Genomic DNA, 17012 nt, shown 5'->3' with positions numbered 1-17012 from the left:
AATTCGAAAAAGTGGAGCGCGCCGAGATGGGGACTGGTTTTGGTCGCGGAAGAATTCAAGATGAAACGACTGCGCACCGAAACCTGCTGATCGCGGCGATGTCGCTGCCGGTGATGTCGCTGCCGGTGCTGCTTGGCGGCGGCGACGCCGTCGCGCAGGAGGCGACCACCACTCTCGACCCGATCAACATTCAGGAACGCGTCGAAAGCGCCTTTGGGACGGTCGACGGCTATGTCGCCGCCCAGGGTTCCACGGCCACCAAGACCGACACACCGCTGATCGAGACGCCGCAGTCGATATCGGTCATCACCAAAGACCAGATGGAAGCGCAGGCGGTGGACAGCCTGAACAGCGCGCTGCGTTATACGCCAGGCGCCAGCGGCAATCTCTACGGCACCGACAATCGTGGCCACGGCTTGCAGATGCGCGGCATTTCGAACTCCAGCGGCGTCTTCTACAAGGACGGGCTGCAGCTCAAAGAGAGCAATTTCACGCTGTTCACCGCGCTCGATTCCTACGGCGCCGAACGCTACGAAATCCTGCGCGGGCCGGCGTCGGTTCTCTACGGCCAGGCAAGTCCTGGCGGCATCATCAACTATGTCAGCAAGCGCCCGACCGAGGAGAACCTCCGCGAGGTCGAACTCGGCGCCGGAAGCTTCAACCGCTATGAAGGAAAGTTCGACTTCAGCGGGGCTGTCAACGCCGACAAGTCGCTGCTGTTCCGCCTCACCGGCGCCGCTCACACCGGCGATACGCAAATAGACTTCGTCGAAGACGACCGCATCTTCATCGCGCCGGCGCTCACCTGGCAGCCCGATGCCGATACCAGCCTGACCATCCTCGCCAACTATCAACGCGACCGGTCTGGTTGGGCGATGCAGTACCTACCGGCATACGGCACGATCAGGCCGGGTAAGGACGGAAAATACCTGCCGAACAGCATGTTCGTCGGCGAACCGGGCTTCGACACCTACAACAACGACCAGGCGTCGATTGGTTACGAATTGGATCACCGCTTCAACGAGACATGGCAGGTTCGCCAGCATGCCCGCTACGTCTATCTGAAGCACTATGAGGAAGGCGTCTTCGGCGGCGAGCTTCTGAATGATGATGGCGACTATTCCCGCTATGCCGATGCAGGCGGCAGCAGGCTCAGCGGCGTGACCATCGACAACCAGGCGCAGGCCGATTTCGATACCGGGCCGCTCGCCCATACGCTGCTCGTTGGCCTCGACTACAAGCGCTACACCTATCGCGACTATGCCTCCGGAGGGTCCGTCGGTGACATCAACATCTTCGACCCGGTCTATGGCAGCCCAATCACTGATCTGACGCCCTACACAGACACGGACACGACGCAATCGCAGGTCGGCATCTACGCGCAGGAACAGATCAAGCTGGGCAACTGGCGGCTGACGCTGGGCGGCCGCCAGGACTGGGCGGACTCGAAAGTCTACGACAATCTGGCCGGCGCTTTCGATCCCCGCCAGAAGGACGACGCCTTCACCAGCCGCGCCGGTCTGCTTTATCTCGCCGACAACGGCCTTGCCCCTTATGTCAGCTATTCCGAATCGTTCCAGCCGGTCTCCGGCCCCGACAGCAACGGCAATCCGCTTGTGCCCGAAACCGGCAAGCAGTACGAGGTCGGCCTGAAATATCAGCCGGTTGGCTGGAACTCCTTCGTCACCGTTTCGGCGTTCGACCTGACCCGGCAGAATGTCGTGCGCTATGGCGGTGTTGGCCGGCCCGATGACATCTTCCAGACCGGCGAGATCCGCTCGCGCGGCATCGAGCTGGAAGGTGTTGCGAGCCTTGATTCAGGCTCCGATTTCCGGGCGGCCTATACCTGGCTCGACACCGAGATCACTAGTCCGACCAGCATCAACGAGGATGGAACGAGCAACCAGGGCAACACGCCTTTCGGCGTGCCGGCACACGCGGGCTCGCTGTGGGCAAATTACACTGTCGGCAGCGGCAGATTGGAGGGCCTCGGGCTCGGCGCCGGCATCCGCTATGTCGGCTCGACCTACGGCGACGACGCGAACACTTTCAAAGTGCCGGCCGTCACGCTCGTCGACGCAGCGCTGCACTACAAATGGCAGAACGCCGAGTTGAACCTCAATGTCAGCAATCTGTTCGACAAGCGCTATGTCGCCTCCTGTTTCGCAGAAAGCTTCGGCTGCTTTTATGGCGAGGGTCGCCGGATCAAGGGCTCGGTGAAGTATGCATGGTGACCCTAGCGTGCAGGCCCGGACCCAATTGGCCACCACTGACGCGGCGCCGGTGCCTTGCCGGCCTGGCCGCGACGAGCTTCGGCCTGCGCGGCGACCTGGCGCGCGCGGCGCGGCCGCCGCGGATCGCCTGCCTCGAATGGACCTCGGCCGAGATGGTCATCTCGCTCGGGATCGGGCCGGTGGCGGTCGCCGACACCAAGGGCTACCGAGACTGGGTCGCGGGTCCGGCTCTTCCCGCCGGCTGCATCGATCTCGGCTCGCGCGGCGAGCCCAATCTCGAACTGCTCCTCGAACTCAAGCCCGACCTTATCACCGGCGCCTATGGCTATGGGTTGGACGAAGCTCCGTTCAGGCGGATCGCGCGACTGCACACCGTGCCCTTCTACGATGGCACCGAAGCGCCTTATCGCCAGGCCGAGACTGAAACGCTGAAACTTGGCTCACAACTCGGCCGCGAGGCTGAAGCTCAGCGCCTCATCCAGGAGGCGACGGCGACAATCGCCGAAATCAGGGGGCGATTCTCAGAACGGACAAAGCGACCGCTCGCTGTGGTCAGCATGTTCGACGACCGTCACGTCCGTGTTTACGGCAAGGGCAGTCTGTTCCAGGACGTGCTCGACAGGTTGAGCCTGACCAATGCCTGGACGGCGCCGACCGATAGCTGGGGCTTTGCCGTGTTGGGCATCGAAGAGTTGGTTGCGATCGGCGAGGCACGGCTGATTTCCCTCGATCCGATCCCGCTGCATGTGAAGATCAGGATTGACCAGAGCAGCCTCTGGGCGAACCTTCCTTGCGTCAAAGCCGGCAACGTCAGGACAATCCCGCCGGTATGGCCGTTTGGCGGGCTTGCCGCCGCTGCCCGTTTTGCAACGTTTGTGGCCCGGGCATGACCGTCATGCAGTCCACGGCCGGCCATCGTGCTCGCTTCATGGGAGGGATGCTCGTCGCCCTCGTCGGCGTGCCGGCGGTGCTCGCCGCATATCTCACCGCGGCCGGGCTTTTGCGCCTGCTGCCCGCCGACATGTGGTGGCAGTCGCTCGGGGCGGCGGACTTTGCCGATCCGCGGCAGCTGCTTTACCGCCATGCCTTTCTGCCGCGTCTGGCGATCAGTCTGCTGGCCGGCGCGGCGCTCGGCCTGACCGGCACGCTGCTCCAGCAGGTGCTGCGCAACCCGCTCGCCGAGCCGACGACCATAGGCACCAATGCAGGCGCCATCGTCGCCCTGACGATCGCCACGCTCTACGCGCCGTGGCTGCTGGAGCACGGTCGCGAATGGGTGGCGCTCGCCGGCGGCGCCCTGTCGACGCTGGCGGTTTTGGCGCTAGCCCAGGGCCGGAGTTTCTCGCCGGTCGCGATCATCATTTCCGGCCTGGTGGTCAGCCTCACATGCAGTTCGGCGAGCGCCCTGCTGATGGCGGCCAATCGCGAATATTCCGAGGAACTTTTCATCTGGCAGAGCGGTTCGCTGATCCAGAACGGCGACGCGGTGGTGCTCGGGTTTTCGCCATGGCTCGCGGTGGCCGGCATTGCTGCCATCCTTCTGCTCCGGCCGCTGCGGCTTCTCGATCTGAGCGACGAGGGAGCGGAAAGCCTCGGCACAAAACCCGTGGTGACACGGCTGGCAGGGATGACTGTCGCCGTCGCGCTGAGCAGCATGGTGGTCGCAGCCGTCGGCGTCATCAGCTTCGTGGCGCTTGCGGCGCCGGCGCTGGTCAGGCTCGCCGGCGCACGGACCTTGCGCCAGCGCATGAGCTGGGCGCCCCTTGCGGGCGCCACGCTGTTGTGGTTGACCGACCGGCTGGTGCAGGTCCTGCCTTTTGCCTCCGAAATCCCGGCAGGCGTGGCGACTGCATTCCTCGGCGCGCCTTTACTGTTTCTTCTCCTGCCGAAGTTGCCCACCAGCCCGGATCGGGACGGCGCCATGCTGTCTTCCGTGCGCAGGCGAAGCGGGTGGGCCTATCTGCTGGCTGGGCTCCTCGCGATGGCGCTTCTTCTCTGCGCCGCGCTTGTGGTCGGGCGCGGCGCGACCGGCTGGCACGTGGCCTCGGCCGCCGAATTTGCCGACCTCCTGCCGCTCAGGGCGCCTCGCATCGTTGTCGCGGTTTCCGCCGGTATGATGTTGGGCGTGGTCGGCACACTGATGCAGAGGATGACCGGCAATCCGATGGCGGCGCCCGAGGTTCTGGGTGTTTCCGGCGGCGCCTCGCTAGGCATCCTGCTGCTCTTCGTCGCGACTTCTGATGTCAGCCGCCCGGCAATGATCGCGGCCGGTCTCGTCGGGGCTCTGGTCAGCCTGGCGATGATTTCGCAGACCGGCCGCCGGCAGTCCATCGCGCATGATCGATTGCTGCTTTCGGGTGTCGCCGTGGCGACGATGGCGTCGGCATTCTCGGCAGTGATGCTCGCCAGCGGCGATCCTCGGCTCGATACGCTCATCGGCTGGTTATCCGGCTCCACCTACCGCGCCACCGCCGCCGATGCCACAATCGCCGCTGTGACGGCGACTGCTCTGCTGGCCATCGTGCCCCTCACCATCCGCTGGCTGGAAATCCTGCCGCTTGGAGAAGCCGCCTCGCGCGGGCTCGGGCTTAGCCTCTTTCGCGTGCGGATCATCCTCCTGGTGCTTATTTCGGTGCCGACGACAATAGCTACGCTTGTCATCGGGCCGCTGAGCTTCGTCGGATTGATGGCGCCGCACCTGGCCCGCATGCTCGGCTTCCACCGCGCCTTGCCGCAGCTTTTCGCATCCGCGATGCTTGGCGGCATGATCCTTGTTTCGGCCGACTGGGGCGGCCGGATGCTGATTTTCCCATGGCAGATTCCGGCGGGTTTGCTAGCCGCTCTGGTCGGCGGGCCCTACCTCATGGTGCTGATGTGGAAAGGCCGGCAATGAGCGGCACCGCCAAGCGCTTCGGCTGGCGGCCACAAAGCGCATAGCACGCGCTCAGCCGGCACGTGCCTCCCGGATCGCGCGAGACGCAAACGCGCCGGGCTGAGGGACATCAGCCTCGCGGCGCGTCAGCGCATTGCGCAGCAGCGCGATCACCTCGCGGCCAGCCATTGCGATCTCGCGTGGCCTGTCGATACCGACGAGCATGAACTCCTGGATTCCCAGGGCCGCATAAGGAACCAGCGACAGCGCGACCTGTGCCGGCGGTCCGGCAATTTCGAGCGCCTTCTGGCAGGAGGCGTTGTCCTCCGAACGGATCCGGACGGGAAGCGCGAAACGCAGCTTGCCGGCCCGGCCGTGTTCGGCGGCGGCACTGCGCACCCGCTCCATCAGCTGCCGGATCTCGCCGAGCGAACCCGGCGCCAGTTCGAAGACATCGGCATGCCGCCCGGCGACCCTGAGCGCCGTTCCGGACTGTCCGCCCATGCGGATGGTCATGTCGGCGCCATGCGGGCCCTTGCGCGGCACATAGCCGCCTTTGACGCTGTAGAAGGCACCTTCATGATCGAACGGCCTGTCGTTCGACCACAACCGCTTCAGCAGCACCAGATATTCGTCGATCCGCTGCCAGACGAGCGTGTGGCCGACCGGACGTGCCTCGGCATCGTCGTCGCTCAGCGGTTCGCTGAGCATCCTGAGCGACAGCCGACCGCCGCTTTTTGCGTCGAGGCCCGCCAATTGCCGTGCCGCCACCGTCGGCTCGATCACACCGGCCCAATGCGTGAGAACGACCTCAAGCGATGAGGTGCGGTCCAGCGCCCGGGCGGCAATATCCATATTGGTCAGCAGCCCGGCCGGATCGTCGACGACGATCTTCTGGAAACCGATGTCTTCGATCAGCGACAGCTTTGTCGCGGTTTCCGCGAAATCGTAGAAAAACGGCACCGTTGAATCGGCAGGGTGAGTTTTACCGGGAACATGCGTGAACTCGATCGGCATTGCCATCTCCTCCATCACGTTGGGGTCAAGGGGACGCGCGCGAAAGCGCACCGGCACTCGGTCATTCAACTCCGATACTGCAGATCACTATCCCTGTAAGTCAGGACCCGATCACTCCGGGCTCCATGATCAGGGGATAAGGCCGAGGACGACTGCGCCGGTGAACACGAACGCAAGGGCAAAGACGAGATAGGCAAAAGCGCCCGCATAGGCCGGCCGCCAAGTCTGGTCAGAACCGAGCCTTTGGCCTTTGCGGGCAGTGTTGGCGTTCTGGAAATAGGACATATCGACCTCCGTCTCGGCGGTTAATCTATTAAATCAGTAGACTTTGTCGAGTGCTATTTTCCAACGATCCTTGGAATGTTTTTCTCCAACCGGATGACAATTTGGTTTGTTTGCTACTTAGCGCGGCACTTCCGAGCGCCGATCGGCCCGATGGCAAAAACCGCCAGGCCCATGCAGGCGGAAGACAGGGCGACGGAGCGGACGCCTATTTGGCGGGCGGCCTGTAAGCTTCCAGGCCGAACAGCATCAGCACGAGCGACACCAGGAAGAACCCGACCGCCACGCCGAGCGCGATCCGGGCGTAGAGTCTATAAACGTCGCTCATGATGGTGCCGAACACCCGTCGCGCCGGACCATCGGCTGGGCGCGATTTCTCGTCGAGGTAGAGCCAGACCTCGGTGTGCTTGGGATCCTTGCTGGCTGCGGTCGTGGCTTTCCACATCAGGGCCAAAACCATGGTCAGCGTGAGGAACGCGCCGGAGCGGAAGGCGGACACCGGGTTGAAGGAGAAGCCGACCATGACACAGCCGATGGCAAGCGATCCGAACATGACGGCGCGCCCGATGCACCCCACAGCAACCCGCCTGATCTCATCCATCGGCTGCCTCGGCAACAAACTCGCCGACAGTGCGCGAGCGCTGCGACCGTATCAAATCACTTTAAGGCGAATGTGCCGCCTGGACGGGTGTACCTCGGGATTCGGTATGGACGTACGGGCGTGCAGCTCGCCGGCGCATCGTTGCGAACGCCATAGCCTGAAATTCGGCCATCGACGCGGCCCGCCGCCGCGCTCTATGCTGCAGGGCAAGCAGGATCGAACCTTTCCGGCATCGACAGAGCGTTGTCTCGGCAAGCCGGGACATCCGGCAGAGGAAGGCAATCGGCCATGCCGAAGGGGACGAAATTGAAGCCGGCGACCAGCGCGACACCGCTGATAGCAATTGCGGCTGCGGCCGTCGACACCGAAACAACCGGGCCCGACGCCACGAAAGCGCGCGTGATCCAGATTGGCGCGATCGGCATCGCGCATGGCAAGGTCGTCAGGGAACCTCAGCTCGATCTCCTCATCGACCCTGGCAAAGCAATCCCGTCAGAGGCCTCGCTCGTCCACGGCATCACGGATGCCGATGTTGACGGAGCCGGGAGCTTCCTGGATGCATGGGCGCAATTCCAGGAGTTCGTCGGGGACCGCATCCTCGTCGGCCACTCGATCGGCTTCGACCTGGCGGTAATGGAGCGCGAATGCCGACGCGCCCGCTTGCCCTGGAAAAAGCCTCGGGCGCTGTGCGTCCGGCTTCTTGCAACCATAGCAAATCCCAATCTGGCAGACCATTCGCTGGAAACGATCGCCGGCTGGCTTCGCCTGGAGATCGCTGGCCGGCATTCGGCGCTGGGCGATGCGATCGCGGCGGGAGATATCTTTGCCGCGTTGATTCCGGAGTTGCGCAAGTGCAACATCCGAACACTCGGAGAGGCCGAGGTCGCCTGCCTTGCCCTTTCGGACGCTCTCGAAGCCGGCCATCGCGCCGGCTGGGTCGAGCCGGTGTCGCGACCCCAGGCTCCCGCGTTTCAGCCGGTCGATCCCTATGCCTATCGCCATCGCGTCGGCAGTCTCATGAGTGGCCCGCCAGTGGTGGTGAAGTCGACCAAACCGACAAGGCAGGTCATCGACCTCATGGTGAAGCGCAAGATCAGTTCGGTCCTGGTGTCCGACCGTGGAACGCCGGATCAACCGATTGAGGACTATGGCATCGTTACCGAGCGTGACGTGCTGCGCCGCATATCGTCCGACGCCGAGCGGGTTTTTGACGTGCCGGTCGGAAGCCTCGCAACGCGACCGCTGATAAGCATCCGCGCCGCCGCCTTCGCTTATCGGGCGATCGGCCGCATGGATCGGCTGAAAGTCCGCCACCTCGCCGTCCGCGACGACGGCGGCATGCTGGTCGGCGTGCTTTCGTCGCGTGACCTGCTGAGGCTCCGCGCCGCCGCTGCCATCGATCTCGACGACACGATCGAACATGCCAGGGACGCCGCCGAACTGGCGGCCACCTGGTCGATGCTGCCGGGCGTGGTACGTTCGCTCATCGGCGAAGCGATCGACCCGCGCGTGGTGGCGGAAATCATCAGCGACGAACTTTGCTCGCTTACCCGCCGCGCCGCGGTGCTTGCCGAGCAACAGATGCTAATCGAAGGCCACGGCCCGCCGCCCTGCGCCTACGCCGTGCTCGTGCTCGGCTCGGGCGGCCGTGGCGAAAGCCTGATGGCCCCCGACCAGGACAATGCAATCGTCTTCGCAGATGGCGAGCCGGACGGGCCCGAAGACAGCTGGTTCAAAAATCTCGGCGCCAAGCTCGCCGAAATGCTCGACATCTCAGGCGTACCGTATTGCAAAGGCGGGGTAATGGCCGCGAACGCCGCATTCCGCGGAAGCCTCGACACCTGGAAGGGGCGCGTCGAAGATTGGGTTCGCCGCCTACGGCCTCAGGATCTGCTCAACGTCGATATCGTCTACGATCTGCGGCCGGTTCACGGCGACACGACGCTGGCCGCGCAGTTCATCGAATATGCCTATGACCGTGGACAAGCCGAGCCGGTGTTCGCGAAGCTTCTCGGCGAGCAGATGACAACCGGTAATCCCTTCACTGTTTTTGGCGGCTTTCAGCTTGAAAATGGCCGGCTGGACATCAAGAAGCATGGCCTTTTTCCGATCGTCGCGACCGCACGCACGCTTGCAATTCGCCACGGCATCCGCGAGCGGAGCACGCGTGCCCGGCTCGAGAAACTGATCGCGCAGCATATTGGTGGCGAGCGCGACATGAAGGCGATGCTGGCCGGCCACGCCATGCTGATCGGCTTGCTGCTCGGCCAGCAGACGCATGACATCTACGCCGGTATACCGGTATCCAACCGCATCGAGATCAATGCCCTGACGCGCGAGCAGCAGGCAGAGCTCAAGAACCTCATCAAGCGCCTTCAGTCGGCACCCGACCTGGTGCGGGACTTGATGTTCGCATAGCCGGCGACGCTCGGACGGCGCGAGGCCGAAGGGGGAGCCTTCGATATCGGCGCCCCGGAACAAAGCTCAGACGCGCGCGGCACCAAGCAGCTCGTCGACGAGCGCGCCGCGGTCAGCCTGCGCAAGGAAATCCTCATGCGCGCGCAGCAGATTCATTCTCAGGAAGTTGAAGATATAATCGTAGTCGTTGGTCAGGAGGTTGGGGTGGATCGGGACCATCTCGAAAACCGTTCGCGCCAGCGGCTCGGGGATCTCGCGCACCGGCCGCGGCGGACCGATCTGCGTGGCGGCGAGGCGCTGACGGGTGAGCTCGGCGGCGTCCTCCCAGAAAGTGGGGGGCGAGCCCTCCGGAACGGCATATTTGGAGAAGCATGCCAGGGCCACTTTTTCCAGCGCCGCCGGCAGTCCCCGCTGGCGCAAGCCGGCGGGTTCGCGCAGCGCACCCTCCACCATTTCCGCCACGATGGCGTAGCACGCAGGGTAGGCGCGCCAGCGTGAATGGTTCAGCGCCGCCTGGAATTCCTTCTCGCTGAACAGCTTCTGCCAATAGACCCCTGCCCTGACCCGGCAGAACTCGACGATGCTTTTCTGCGCCAGGAAGGCGGCGCGCGAATCCATGAAGTCAGCCAGGTCGTCGACGCTGACGATCGGCTGCGGCTTGCGCAGGAACTCGGGCAACAGGTCGTTCAGCAGGCCCATGGCGCTCTCCCTTCGGTTTTGTTTCCAACCGATATTGACCGTGTAGCCCCCGCCACGCCGCACCGCCAGCCCTCTTGCCGATTCAAGTCCTCTCACTGATTCTCCAGTCCTCTCACCGATTCTAAAGTCGTATGAACAGCAGCGACAAGAAGTGATAGTCATACAAAGTTACGGTCGGCTGATTCTATACCTGGCCGCGACATATGCCGGAGGGCTTCCGCGTTAGCGGAAGAGGCAAGCTTTAAACGGCGCCTTGCGGTCGAGACGGTTCGCAAGCTGCCAACCAAGGGAGGGTTCAAGCTATGGCGACGCCAGACCGCGTAAGTTATTGGAACAAGACCAAGGGCCTCATGTTCGTCATGTTGGGCCTGTGGGTGTTCTTCGGTTACGTCATCCACATGTTCGTGGAGCAACTCAACAGCATCGTCATTTTTGGCTTTCCGCTCGGCTTCTACATGGCCGCTCAGGGTTCGCTCATCGCCTTCGTCGTCATGCTGTTCTGGTTCGCACGGCGCCAGAACGCGATCGACGAAGAGCATGGCGTCCATGAAGATTGATCGGGGGGAACGTCAATGGCTAATACGACATCTACCACCGCAGGCGGAGGCGACTTCACATCCAATCTCGGCCGCATCTACGGCATCTACACCGGCGGCTTCATAGCCTTCATCATCCTGATGGCTATCTTGAGCGCCATTGGCGTCGAAAATGTTGTAATCGGCTACCTGTTCATGGGCTTTACCATCGTCATCTACGCGGTGATCGGCGTCCTGAGCCGTACCATGCACGTCGGCGAATATTACGTCGCCGGGCGTCGGGTACCGGCGCTCTATAACGGCATGGCGACCGGCGCCGACTGGATGTCAGCGGCCTCTTTCATCGGCATGGCCGGCTCGCTCTATCTGCTCGGCTATGATGGTCTCGGATTCGTGCTCGGCTGGACCGGCGGCTACGTGCTCGTGGCCATCCTCGTTGCGCCCTATCTGCGCAAGTTCGGCGCCTACACCGTTCCCGACTTCCTGTCGGCGCGCTACGGCGGCAATCTTGCCCGCTTCATCGGTGTGATCGTTCTGTTCTCCTGCTCATTTACCTACGTGGTCGCGCAGATTTTCGGCACTGGCCTGATCTCGGCTCGCTTTCTTGGCATCGACTTCAACGTAGCAGTCTATGTCGGCCTCGCCGGCATTCTCGTCTGCTCGATGCTCGGCGGCATGCGCGCCGTCACCTGGACGCAGGTCGCCCAGTACATCGTGCTGATCATCGCCTACCTGATCCCCGCCATCTGGATGTCCACGGTGAAAACCGGCATTCCTATCCCGCAATTGATGCAGGGCCAGGCGCTGGCGAACATCACCGCGCTTGAGACGGCGCAGGGCATCACGTTGCATCACATCACCCCATTCGCGCATGGCGGCTATGATGCCAAGAACTACTTCCTGCTCATCCTCTGCCTGATGGTCGGCACCGCGTCGCTGCCGCACGTCCTGATGCGCTACTTCACCACCCCGTCGGTGCGTGAAGCACGCGTCTCGGTCGCCTGGTCGCTCCTGTTCATCTTCATCCTCTACTTCACCGCGCCCGCCTATGCGGCGTTCGCCAAGTGGACGATGCTCGACCTGGTGGCATCGGGCCTGACGCCTGAAAACATCGCCGAGAAAGCCGGATGGATGATGCGCTGGGCCGCAGCCGACAATACGCTCGTGCAGATCTGCGGCAAGGCGGCGACAGACACCGCGGCGATCGTCGCGGCCTGTGCCGAAAAGGGGGTGACGGCACTTTCGTTTGCCGACATCAACCTCAACGCCGACATGATCGTGCTGGCCACGCCGGAAATGGCCGGCATGCCTTACGTCATCTCGGGCCTCGTCGCCGCCGGCGGCCTTGCCGCCGCGCTGTCGACGGCGGACGGCCTGCTGCTGGCCATCGCCAACGCGCTCAGCCACGACATCTACTACAAGATGATCGACCAGAACGCGCCTACGTCGCGGCGTCTGATCGTGTCCCGCATCTTGCTGGTTATGGTCGCGGTGCTGGCCGCCTACGTCGCGTCGACCAAGCCGTCGGACATCCTGTCGATGGTGTCGTGGGCGTTCTCGCTTGCCGCCGGCGGACTCTTCCCGGCGCTGGTGCTCGGCGTCTGGTGGAAGCGGGCCAACTCGGCGGGCGCTGTTGCCGGCATGATCGCAGGCTTCGGCATCACCCTCTTCTATCTGGTGATGACCCAGTACGGCGCCGATTTCGACAAGGCGACGCCCAACATGGAACTGTGGTGGGGCGTGAAGAACATCTCGTCGGCGACCTTCGGACTGCCGGTGGGCTTCGCCGTAATGGTCATCGTCAGCCTTCTCACCAGGGCGCCGTCCCGGGCTATGCAGGATTTCATCGAGGAAATCCGCGTCCCTCGCGGCAAGCAGATGATGGAAGAAAAGACCGCCTGATCGCGCATAGCGATCGGCGCTCGAGGCGGGGTCCGGCGACGGACCCCGCTTTCATTTCGGGGGCGTCGCTGGCATAACGCGGCGCCGCCGCTGCTTGGGAAATCCCACATGAACGATTTCTGGTCCTATTGGTATTTCCACATACCGAATTTCATCCTTGCCGCGGTGATGTACACGCTGATGGGGCGTCTCGTGCTCGGCCTCTTCGTGCCCGAAAGCTGGGACAACTACATCTGGCGCTTCTTCAAGACCGTCACGGACCCGTTCCTGCGGATCGTGCGGACCATTACACCGTCGATCCTGACCCAGCCGGTGCTGATCGTCTTCAGCGTGCTCTGGCTTATGGCCTTGCGCGTGGGCTATCTCGTCTTGCTGATCAATTTCGGCGTTGCGCCGATGGCTTCACAGGGGGGTTGAGGCAATGGACAGAAGCGCTCTTGTGCCCGTTATGGCGGTCGCCATCGTCAACGGTATCTTTTCGCCATGGGTGCTGATGGTGTTCCTGCTCTATCCGATCTGGTATCCGGGCTGGGCGCCTCCCTTAAGCCAGATCGTTTACATGGCAAGTGCGCTGATCCTGTCAACGATGACCATCATGCTCGCTGGCGTGCCGGCCGCGCTCTATGAGCGCTGGTCGGCGCAGCCCAGGAGCATCGTCGTCTCGTCTATCTGGCTCGCCGGCACGGTTTTGTTGACGCTGCCGGCGCTGCCGAATATGATGCGGGCGCTAAGCGGCGGCTGAGAATTTCTGCACAGCCTGTCAGCGTTCTTCCCGGCGAAACGGCTTGAGCAGCGCCGAAGGCGCGACGGCATTGCGCGACATCACCGCCATGGCGACGATGGTAAAGATGAAGGGCAGCATCAGGAACGCCTCATAGGGAATATGGCCGAGCCCGCTCGCCTGCATACGCAACTGCAAGGCATCGACGAAGGCGAACAGCAATGCCGCTCCCGCCGAACGCCAGGGATCCCAGCGGCCGAAGACAACCAGCGCTATCGCCACCCAGCCACGCCCCGAGACAAGGCCGAAGGTGAAGGCGTTGAACTGCACCATCGACAGGAAGGCCCCGGCCAGCCCCATCAGCGCACCGCCGAGAATCACCGCCTGGAAGCGCGTGGCGATAACGCCGACGCCGGCCGAATCGGCGGCGCGCGGATTTTCGCCGACCATGCGCACCGACAGGCCCCACGGCGTCCGATAGAGCACGAAGGCGGCCAGGGGAACGGCTGCCATCGCAATGTAGACCAGCGAAAACTGGTTGAATACCGCCGGTCCGAGCACCGGGATGTCGGAGAGAACAGGGATCGGCAGCGTTTCGAAACTCTTGATGCTGGGCGGCACCGATTGCTGGCCGAAGATCAGCCGGTAGAGGAAATAGGCGAGGCCCGACGAGAACAGCGTGACGCCGATGCCGCAGACATGCTGGCTGAGGCCGAGCGCCACCGTGAACAGCGCATGCAGAGCACCCATCAGCGCACCGGTCAGCACTGCCGCAAGCACGCCGAGCCACAGGCTGCCGCTGAGGCTGGTCGCGGTGAAACCGGTCATCGCCGACAACAGCATGATGCCTTCGATGCCGAGATTGAGCACGCCGGCCCGCTCGGAGAACATCTCGCCGAGCGTCGCGAAAGCCAAAGGCGTGGCAATGCGGATGATCGCGGCGAGGAAGCCGACCTGAAAGATCTGTTCGAGCACGACGCTCATTTGGCTGTCCCCACCCGACGGATGCGGTAGGCGGTGAACAGCAGCGCCACCAGCATGGCGAGCAGCGCGGTTCCCTGGATGACATCACTGAGGAAGGCCGGGACGCCGGTCGCCCGCGACATCGCCTCGGCGCCGGTCATGACGGCGGCGAGGAAGAGCGCCGCAGGCACCACGCCGAGCGGGTTGAGCCTCGCCAGCATGGCGACGACGATGCCGGAATAGCCATAGCCCGGCGAGATGTCGCTCATCACCTGGAAACGCACGCCGCCGACCTCGCCGACGCCGGCAAGGCCGGCGAGCGCGCCGGACAGCAGCGCCGTCGAGATCAGCACCCGCTCGACATGGATGCCGCCATAGCGCGCGGCCTCGGGATTTTCGCCAATGACCCTGATCCTGAAGCCGAGCGTCGTACGCGCGATCAGGAACCAGATCACCGGCGCAGCAAGGAACGCCGCCACAACCCCGAGATGCAGCCGTGTGCCTTCGAGCAGCACCGGGAAATTCGCTGAATCCTCGATCGGCGGCGAGATCGGGTAGCCGCTGAAACTGTCTTTCCACGGGCCTTCGATCAGCGCCATCAGGGCATAGAAGATGACCGAATTGAGCAACAGCGAGCTGACCACGTCATCAACCCTAAATTTTACGCGCAGCGTGGCGGGGATAAGGGCGACCGCCGCGCCGGCAGCCGCACCCGCCACTGCCATGAGAAGCATGGCGAGCGGGCCCGGCATCGGGATGGCGCCGACCGCGCAGCTCGCCACCGCACCGGCCAGCAACTGTCCCTCGGCGCCGATGTTCCAGAATTTGGCGCGGAAGGCGACGGCGACGGCAAGCCCGGTGAAGATCATCGGTGTTGCACGCACCAGCGTTTCGGTGATCGCATAGCTGTCGCCGAGCGACGCCGAAAACATCACGCCATAGGCCTCGATCACACCGGCGCCGGCCAGCGCGATGAGTCCGCTGCACAGCACCAGCGTTGCCCCGATCGCCAGCAGCGGCAGGGCGAGATTGAACCAGGCGGGCGTGCTGGTGCGGGCTTCGAGACGGAACATCAACTATGGCCCTCCGCCCCGGTCATCATCAGGCCGAGCCGCGCGATGGTGGCGTCGGCGCTGTCGAGCGTCCCGACAATGCGCCCCTCATACATCACCGCGATGCGGTCGCAGAGCATCAGCAGCTCTTCGAGATCCTCGCCGATGACGATGATGCCGCAGCCCCTGGCGCGCATGTCCAGGAATTTTTCGTGGATGAAGCGCGCCGCACCAATGTCGAGGCCGCGCGTCGGCTGCGACACAATCAGCACCTTTGGGTCGAAGGCGAGCTCGCGCGCCAGCAGCGCCTTTTGCAGATTGCCGCCGGACAGTGCTCCGGCCCGCGTCATCGGTCCGGGGCAGCGTATGTCATAGGCCTTGATCTGCGCTTCGGCGAAGGCGCGGATCGCGTCGGGCCTGAGCAGGCCGTTGCGGCTGAATGCCCCCGTGCCGATGCGCGGCAGCACCATCGAATCGGCAAGCGGCAGGTTGGTGACCAGTCCCGTCGTCATCCGGTCTTCCGGGATGCGCCCGAGACCGAGCGCCTGCACCTCGCGCGGCGAGAACCGCGAGACAATTTTGCCGGCTATCGTCACCCGGCCGGCATCGGGCGCGCGAACGCCGGAGATCACCTCGGCCAGCGCCCGCTGGCCATTGCCCGCGACACCGGCAATGCCGAGGATCTCGCCTGCACGCACAGAGAGCGAGACGTCGCGCAGCGCCATGCCGGAATGGCGCGAGGTCGAGATGCCGTCAAGGGTCAGCACCGCCTCACCCGGCGTCGATGGTCCCCTGGCCGGCGGAACGATCTCGTGGCCGCACATCAGCCGCGCCATCTCCGAGGATGTCGTGCTTGCGGGGGTATCGACGCACCCGGTCACGCGGCCATGCCGCAGCACCACGCAGCGATGGGTCAGCGCGCGCACCTCGTTGAGCTTATGCGAGATGAAGATGATGCCGAGGCCCTGGGCCGCCATCGACCGCAGCGCCGAAAACAGCCCGTCGACCTCTGTCGGCGCCAGCACCGCCGTCGGCTCGTCGAGGATCAGCAGCCTTGCACCGCGAAACAGCGCCTTGACGATTTCGAGCCGCTGCTGCTCGCCGATCGATAATGCCGAGACGGGAAGGTCCGGATCGAGCATGAGCCCGTGCTGCCGGCCGATCTCTCTCAGTCGCGCCAGCCCGCCGGCGCGGTCGATCCGGCCCGATTTGCCGGGAATGCCGATCAGCAGGTTTTCCAGCACCGAAAGCCGCGGTGCGAGATGAAAGTGCTGGTGCACCATGCCTATGCCGGCGGCAAGCGCATCGGCCGAGCTGTTGATCGTCACCGGCCGGCCCTGGACCAGGATCTCGCCGGCGTCCGGCGCATAAGCGCCGAACAGCACGTTCATCAGCGTCGTCTTGCCGGCACCGTTTTCACCCAGCAGCCCGAGAATCTCGCCCGGCGCAACGCTGAGATCGACGGCTTCATTCGCCTTGACGGCGCCGAAGCTCTTGGAGATGCCGCGCATTTCGATGAGAGGGGCAGGCATTGACAAGGGTGCTCCTGGTGGGAGATGGCGCTGATATCCCTCCCCCTTGAGGGGAGGGTGCCGAGCGAAGCGAGGCGGGAGGGGTCATCTCAACTGCCTCGACCTTTAGACCGATAAGGATGGAGCGCGTCACAGCGGACCCCACCCGGCCCTTCGGGCCACCCTCCCCTCAAGGGGGAGGGC

General features: G+C 63.9%; 15 protein-coding genes. 8 read left to right on the top strand and 7 right to left on the bottom strand.

Annotation, left to right across the window (positions count from 1 at the left end; all coding sequences use genetic code 11):
- Nucleotides 1-26 precede the first annotated feature (26 nt).
- The 3 genes from BQ8482_RS18135 to fhuB are packed head-to-tail and all read left to right on the top strand — an operon-like array spanning nt 27 to nt 5127.
- Nucleotides 27-2234: a TonB-dependent siderophore receptor gene (locus tag BQ8482_RS18135; RefSeq protein WP_123148877.1), complete on the top strand. Its 2208-nt coding sequence runs from the start codon at nt 27-29 to the stop codon at nt 2232-2234.
- A complete protein-coding gene (locus tag BQ8482_RS18130) occupies nt 2228-3124 on the top strand; it encodes an ABC transporter substrate-binding protein (protein WP_123148876.1) in 897 nt (298 codons plus the stop codon). The genes BQ8482_RS18135 and BQ8482_RS18130 overlap by 7 nt, the downstream gene beginning before the upstream one ends.
- A complete protein-coding gene (gene fhuB / locus BQ8482_RS18125; RefSeq protein WP_244602855.1) occupies nt 3121-5127 on the top strand; it encodes a Fe(3+)-hydroxamate ABC transporter permease FhuB in 2007 nt (668 codons plus the stop codon). The genes BQ8482_RS18130 and fhuB overlap by 4 nt, the downstream gene beginning before the upstream one ends.
- Before the next feature lie 51 nt (nt 5128-5178).
- On the opposite strand, the gene BQ8482_RS18120 is transcribed toward fhuB, so the two are convergent.
- From BQ8482_RS18120 to BQ8482_RS18110, 3 genes are all read right to left on the bottom strand, one after another.
- Nucleotides 5179-6123 (bottom strand): LLM class flavin-dependent oxidoreductase, encoded by a 945-nt coding sequence (locus BQ8482_RS18120; RefSeq protein WP_123148949.1) that lies wholly within the window; start codon nt 6121-6123, stop codon nt 5179-5181.
- Between the two features lie 129 nt (nt 6124-6252).
- A complete protein-coding gene (locus BQ8482_RS18115) occupies nt 6253-6408 on the bottom strand; it encodes a hypothetical protein (RefSeq protein WP_123148875.1) in 156 nt (51 codons plus the stop codon).
- A gap of 205 nt (nt 6409-6613) precedes the next feature.
- On the bottom strand, nt 6614-7006 hold the full coding sequence (locus BQ8482_RS18110) for a hypothetical protein (protein WP_123148874.1): 393 nt from the start codon (nt 7004-7006) through the stop codon (nt 6614-6616).
- Nucleotides 7007-7294: 288 nt separating this feature from the next.
- Here BQ8482_RS18110 and BQ8482_RS18105 point away from each other — a divergent pair, with 288 nt between their 5' ends.
- A complete protein-coding gene (locus BQ8482_RS18105) occupies nt 7295-9424 on the top strand; it encodes a DUF294 nucleotidyltransferase-like domain-containing protein (RefSeq protein ID WP_244602854.1) in 2130 nt (709 codons plus the stop codon).
- A 66-nt stretch (nt 9425-9490) separates the two neighbouring features.
- Here BQ8482_RS18105 and BQ8482_RS18100 read toward each other — a convergent pair whose 3' ends face one another.
- The gene (locus tag BQ8482_RS18100) at nt 9491-10123 is read right to left on the bottom strand and encodes a hypothetical protein (RefSeq protein WP_123148873.1); all 633 of its coding nucleotides are present in this window, start codon (nt 10121-10123) and stop codon (nt 9491-9493) included.
- 302 nt (nt 10124-10425) lie between these two features.
- Here BQ8482_RS18100 and BQ8482_RS18095 point away from each other — a divergent pair, with 302 nt between their 5' ends.
- The 4 genes from BQ8482_RS18095 to BQ8482_RS18080 all read left to right on the top strand — a co-directional run bounded on the left by BQ8482_RS18095 (nt 10426) and on the right by BQ8482_RS18080 (nt 13303).
- Nucleotides 10426-10680 carry a DUF4212 domain-containing protein gene (locus BQ8482_RS18095; RefSeq protein ID WP_123148872.1) on the top strand — a complete coding sequence of 85 codons (255 nt, stop codon included), beginning with the start codon at nt 10426-10428 and terminating at the stop codon, nt 10678-10680.
- A gap of 15 nt (nt 10681-10695) precedes the next feature.
- The gene (locus BQ8482_RS18090) at nt 10696-12561 is read left to right on the top strand and encodes a sodium:solute symporter family protein (protein ID WP_123148871.1); all 1866 of its coding nucleotides are present in this window, start codon (nt 10696-10698) and stop codon (nt 12559-12561) included.
- 108 nt (nt 12562-12669) lie between these two features.
- On the top strand, nt 12670-12978 hold the full coding sequence (locus tag BQ8482_RS18085) for a YggT family protein (protein ID WP_123148870.1): 309 nt from the start codon (nt 12670-12672) through the stop codon (nt 12976-12978).
- 4 nt (nt 12979-12982) lie between these two features.
- Nucleotides 12983-13303, top strand: a complete 321-nt coding sequence (locus tag BQ8482_RS18080; protein WP_133254784.1) for a hypothetical protein — start codon at nt 12983-12985, stop codon at nt 13301-13303.
- An 18-nt stretch (nt 13304-13321) separates the two neighbouring features.
- Here BQ8482_RS18080 and BQ8482_RS18075 read toward each other — a convergent pair whose 3' ends face one another.
- The 3 genes from BQ8482_RS18075 to BQ8482_RS18065 are packed head-to-tail and all read right to left on the bottom strand — an operon-like array spanning nt 13322 to nt 16829.
- Nucleotides 13322-14266, bottom strand: coding sequence for an ABC transporter permease (locus BQ8482_RS18075; RefSeq protein WP_123148868.1), 945 nt, complete (start codon nt 14264-14266; stop codon nt 13322-13324).
- A complete protein-coding gene (locus tag BQ8482_RS18070; RefSeq protein WP_123148867.1) occupies nt 14263-15318 on the bottom strand; it encodes an ABC transporter permease in 1056 nt (351 codons plus the stop codon). The genes BQ8482_RS18075 and BQ8482_RS18070 overlap by 4 nt, the downstream gene beginning before the upstream one ends.
- Nucleotides 15318-16829 carry an ABC transporter ATP-binding protein gene (locus BQ8482_RS18065; protein WP_123148866.1) on the bottom strand — a complete coding sequence of 504 codons (1512 nt, stop codon included), beginning with the start codon at nt 16827-16829 and terminating at the stop codon, nt 15318-15320. Before BQ8482_RS18065 ends, BQ8482_RS18070 begins: the two co-directional genes overlap by 1 nt.
- Between the last annotated feature and the right edge of the window lie 183 nt (nt 16830-17012).

It is taken from the genome of Mesorhizobium delmotii (assembly GCF_900149755.1).
In the GTDB taxonomy this organism is placed as follows: Bacteria; Pseudomonadota; Alphaproteobacteria; order Rhizobiales; family Rhizobiaceae; genus Mesorhizobium; species Mesorhizobium delmotii.
Note: the sequence above shows the minus strand (reverse complement) of the source record. Positions and strands in the feature narration are given on the sequence as shown.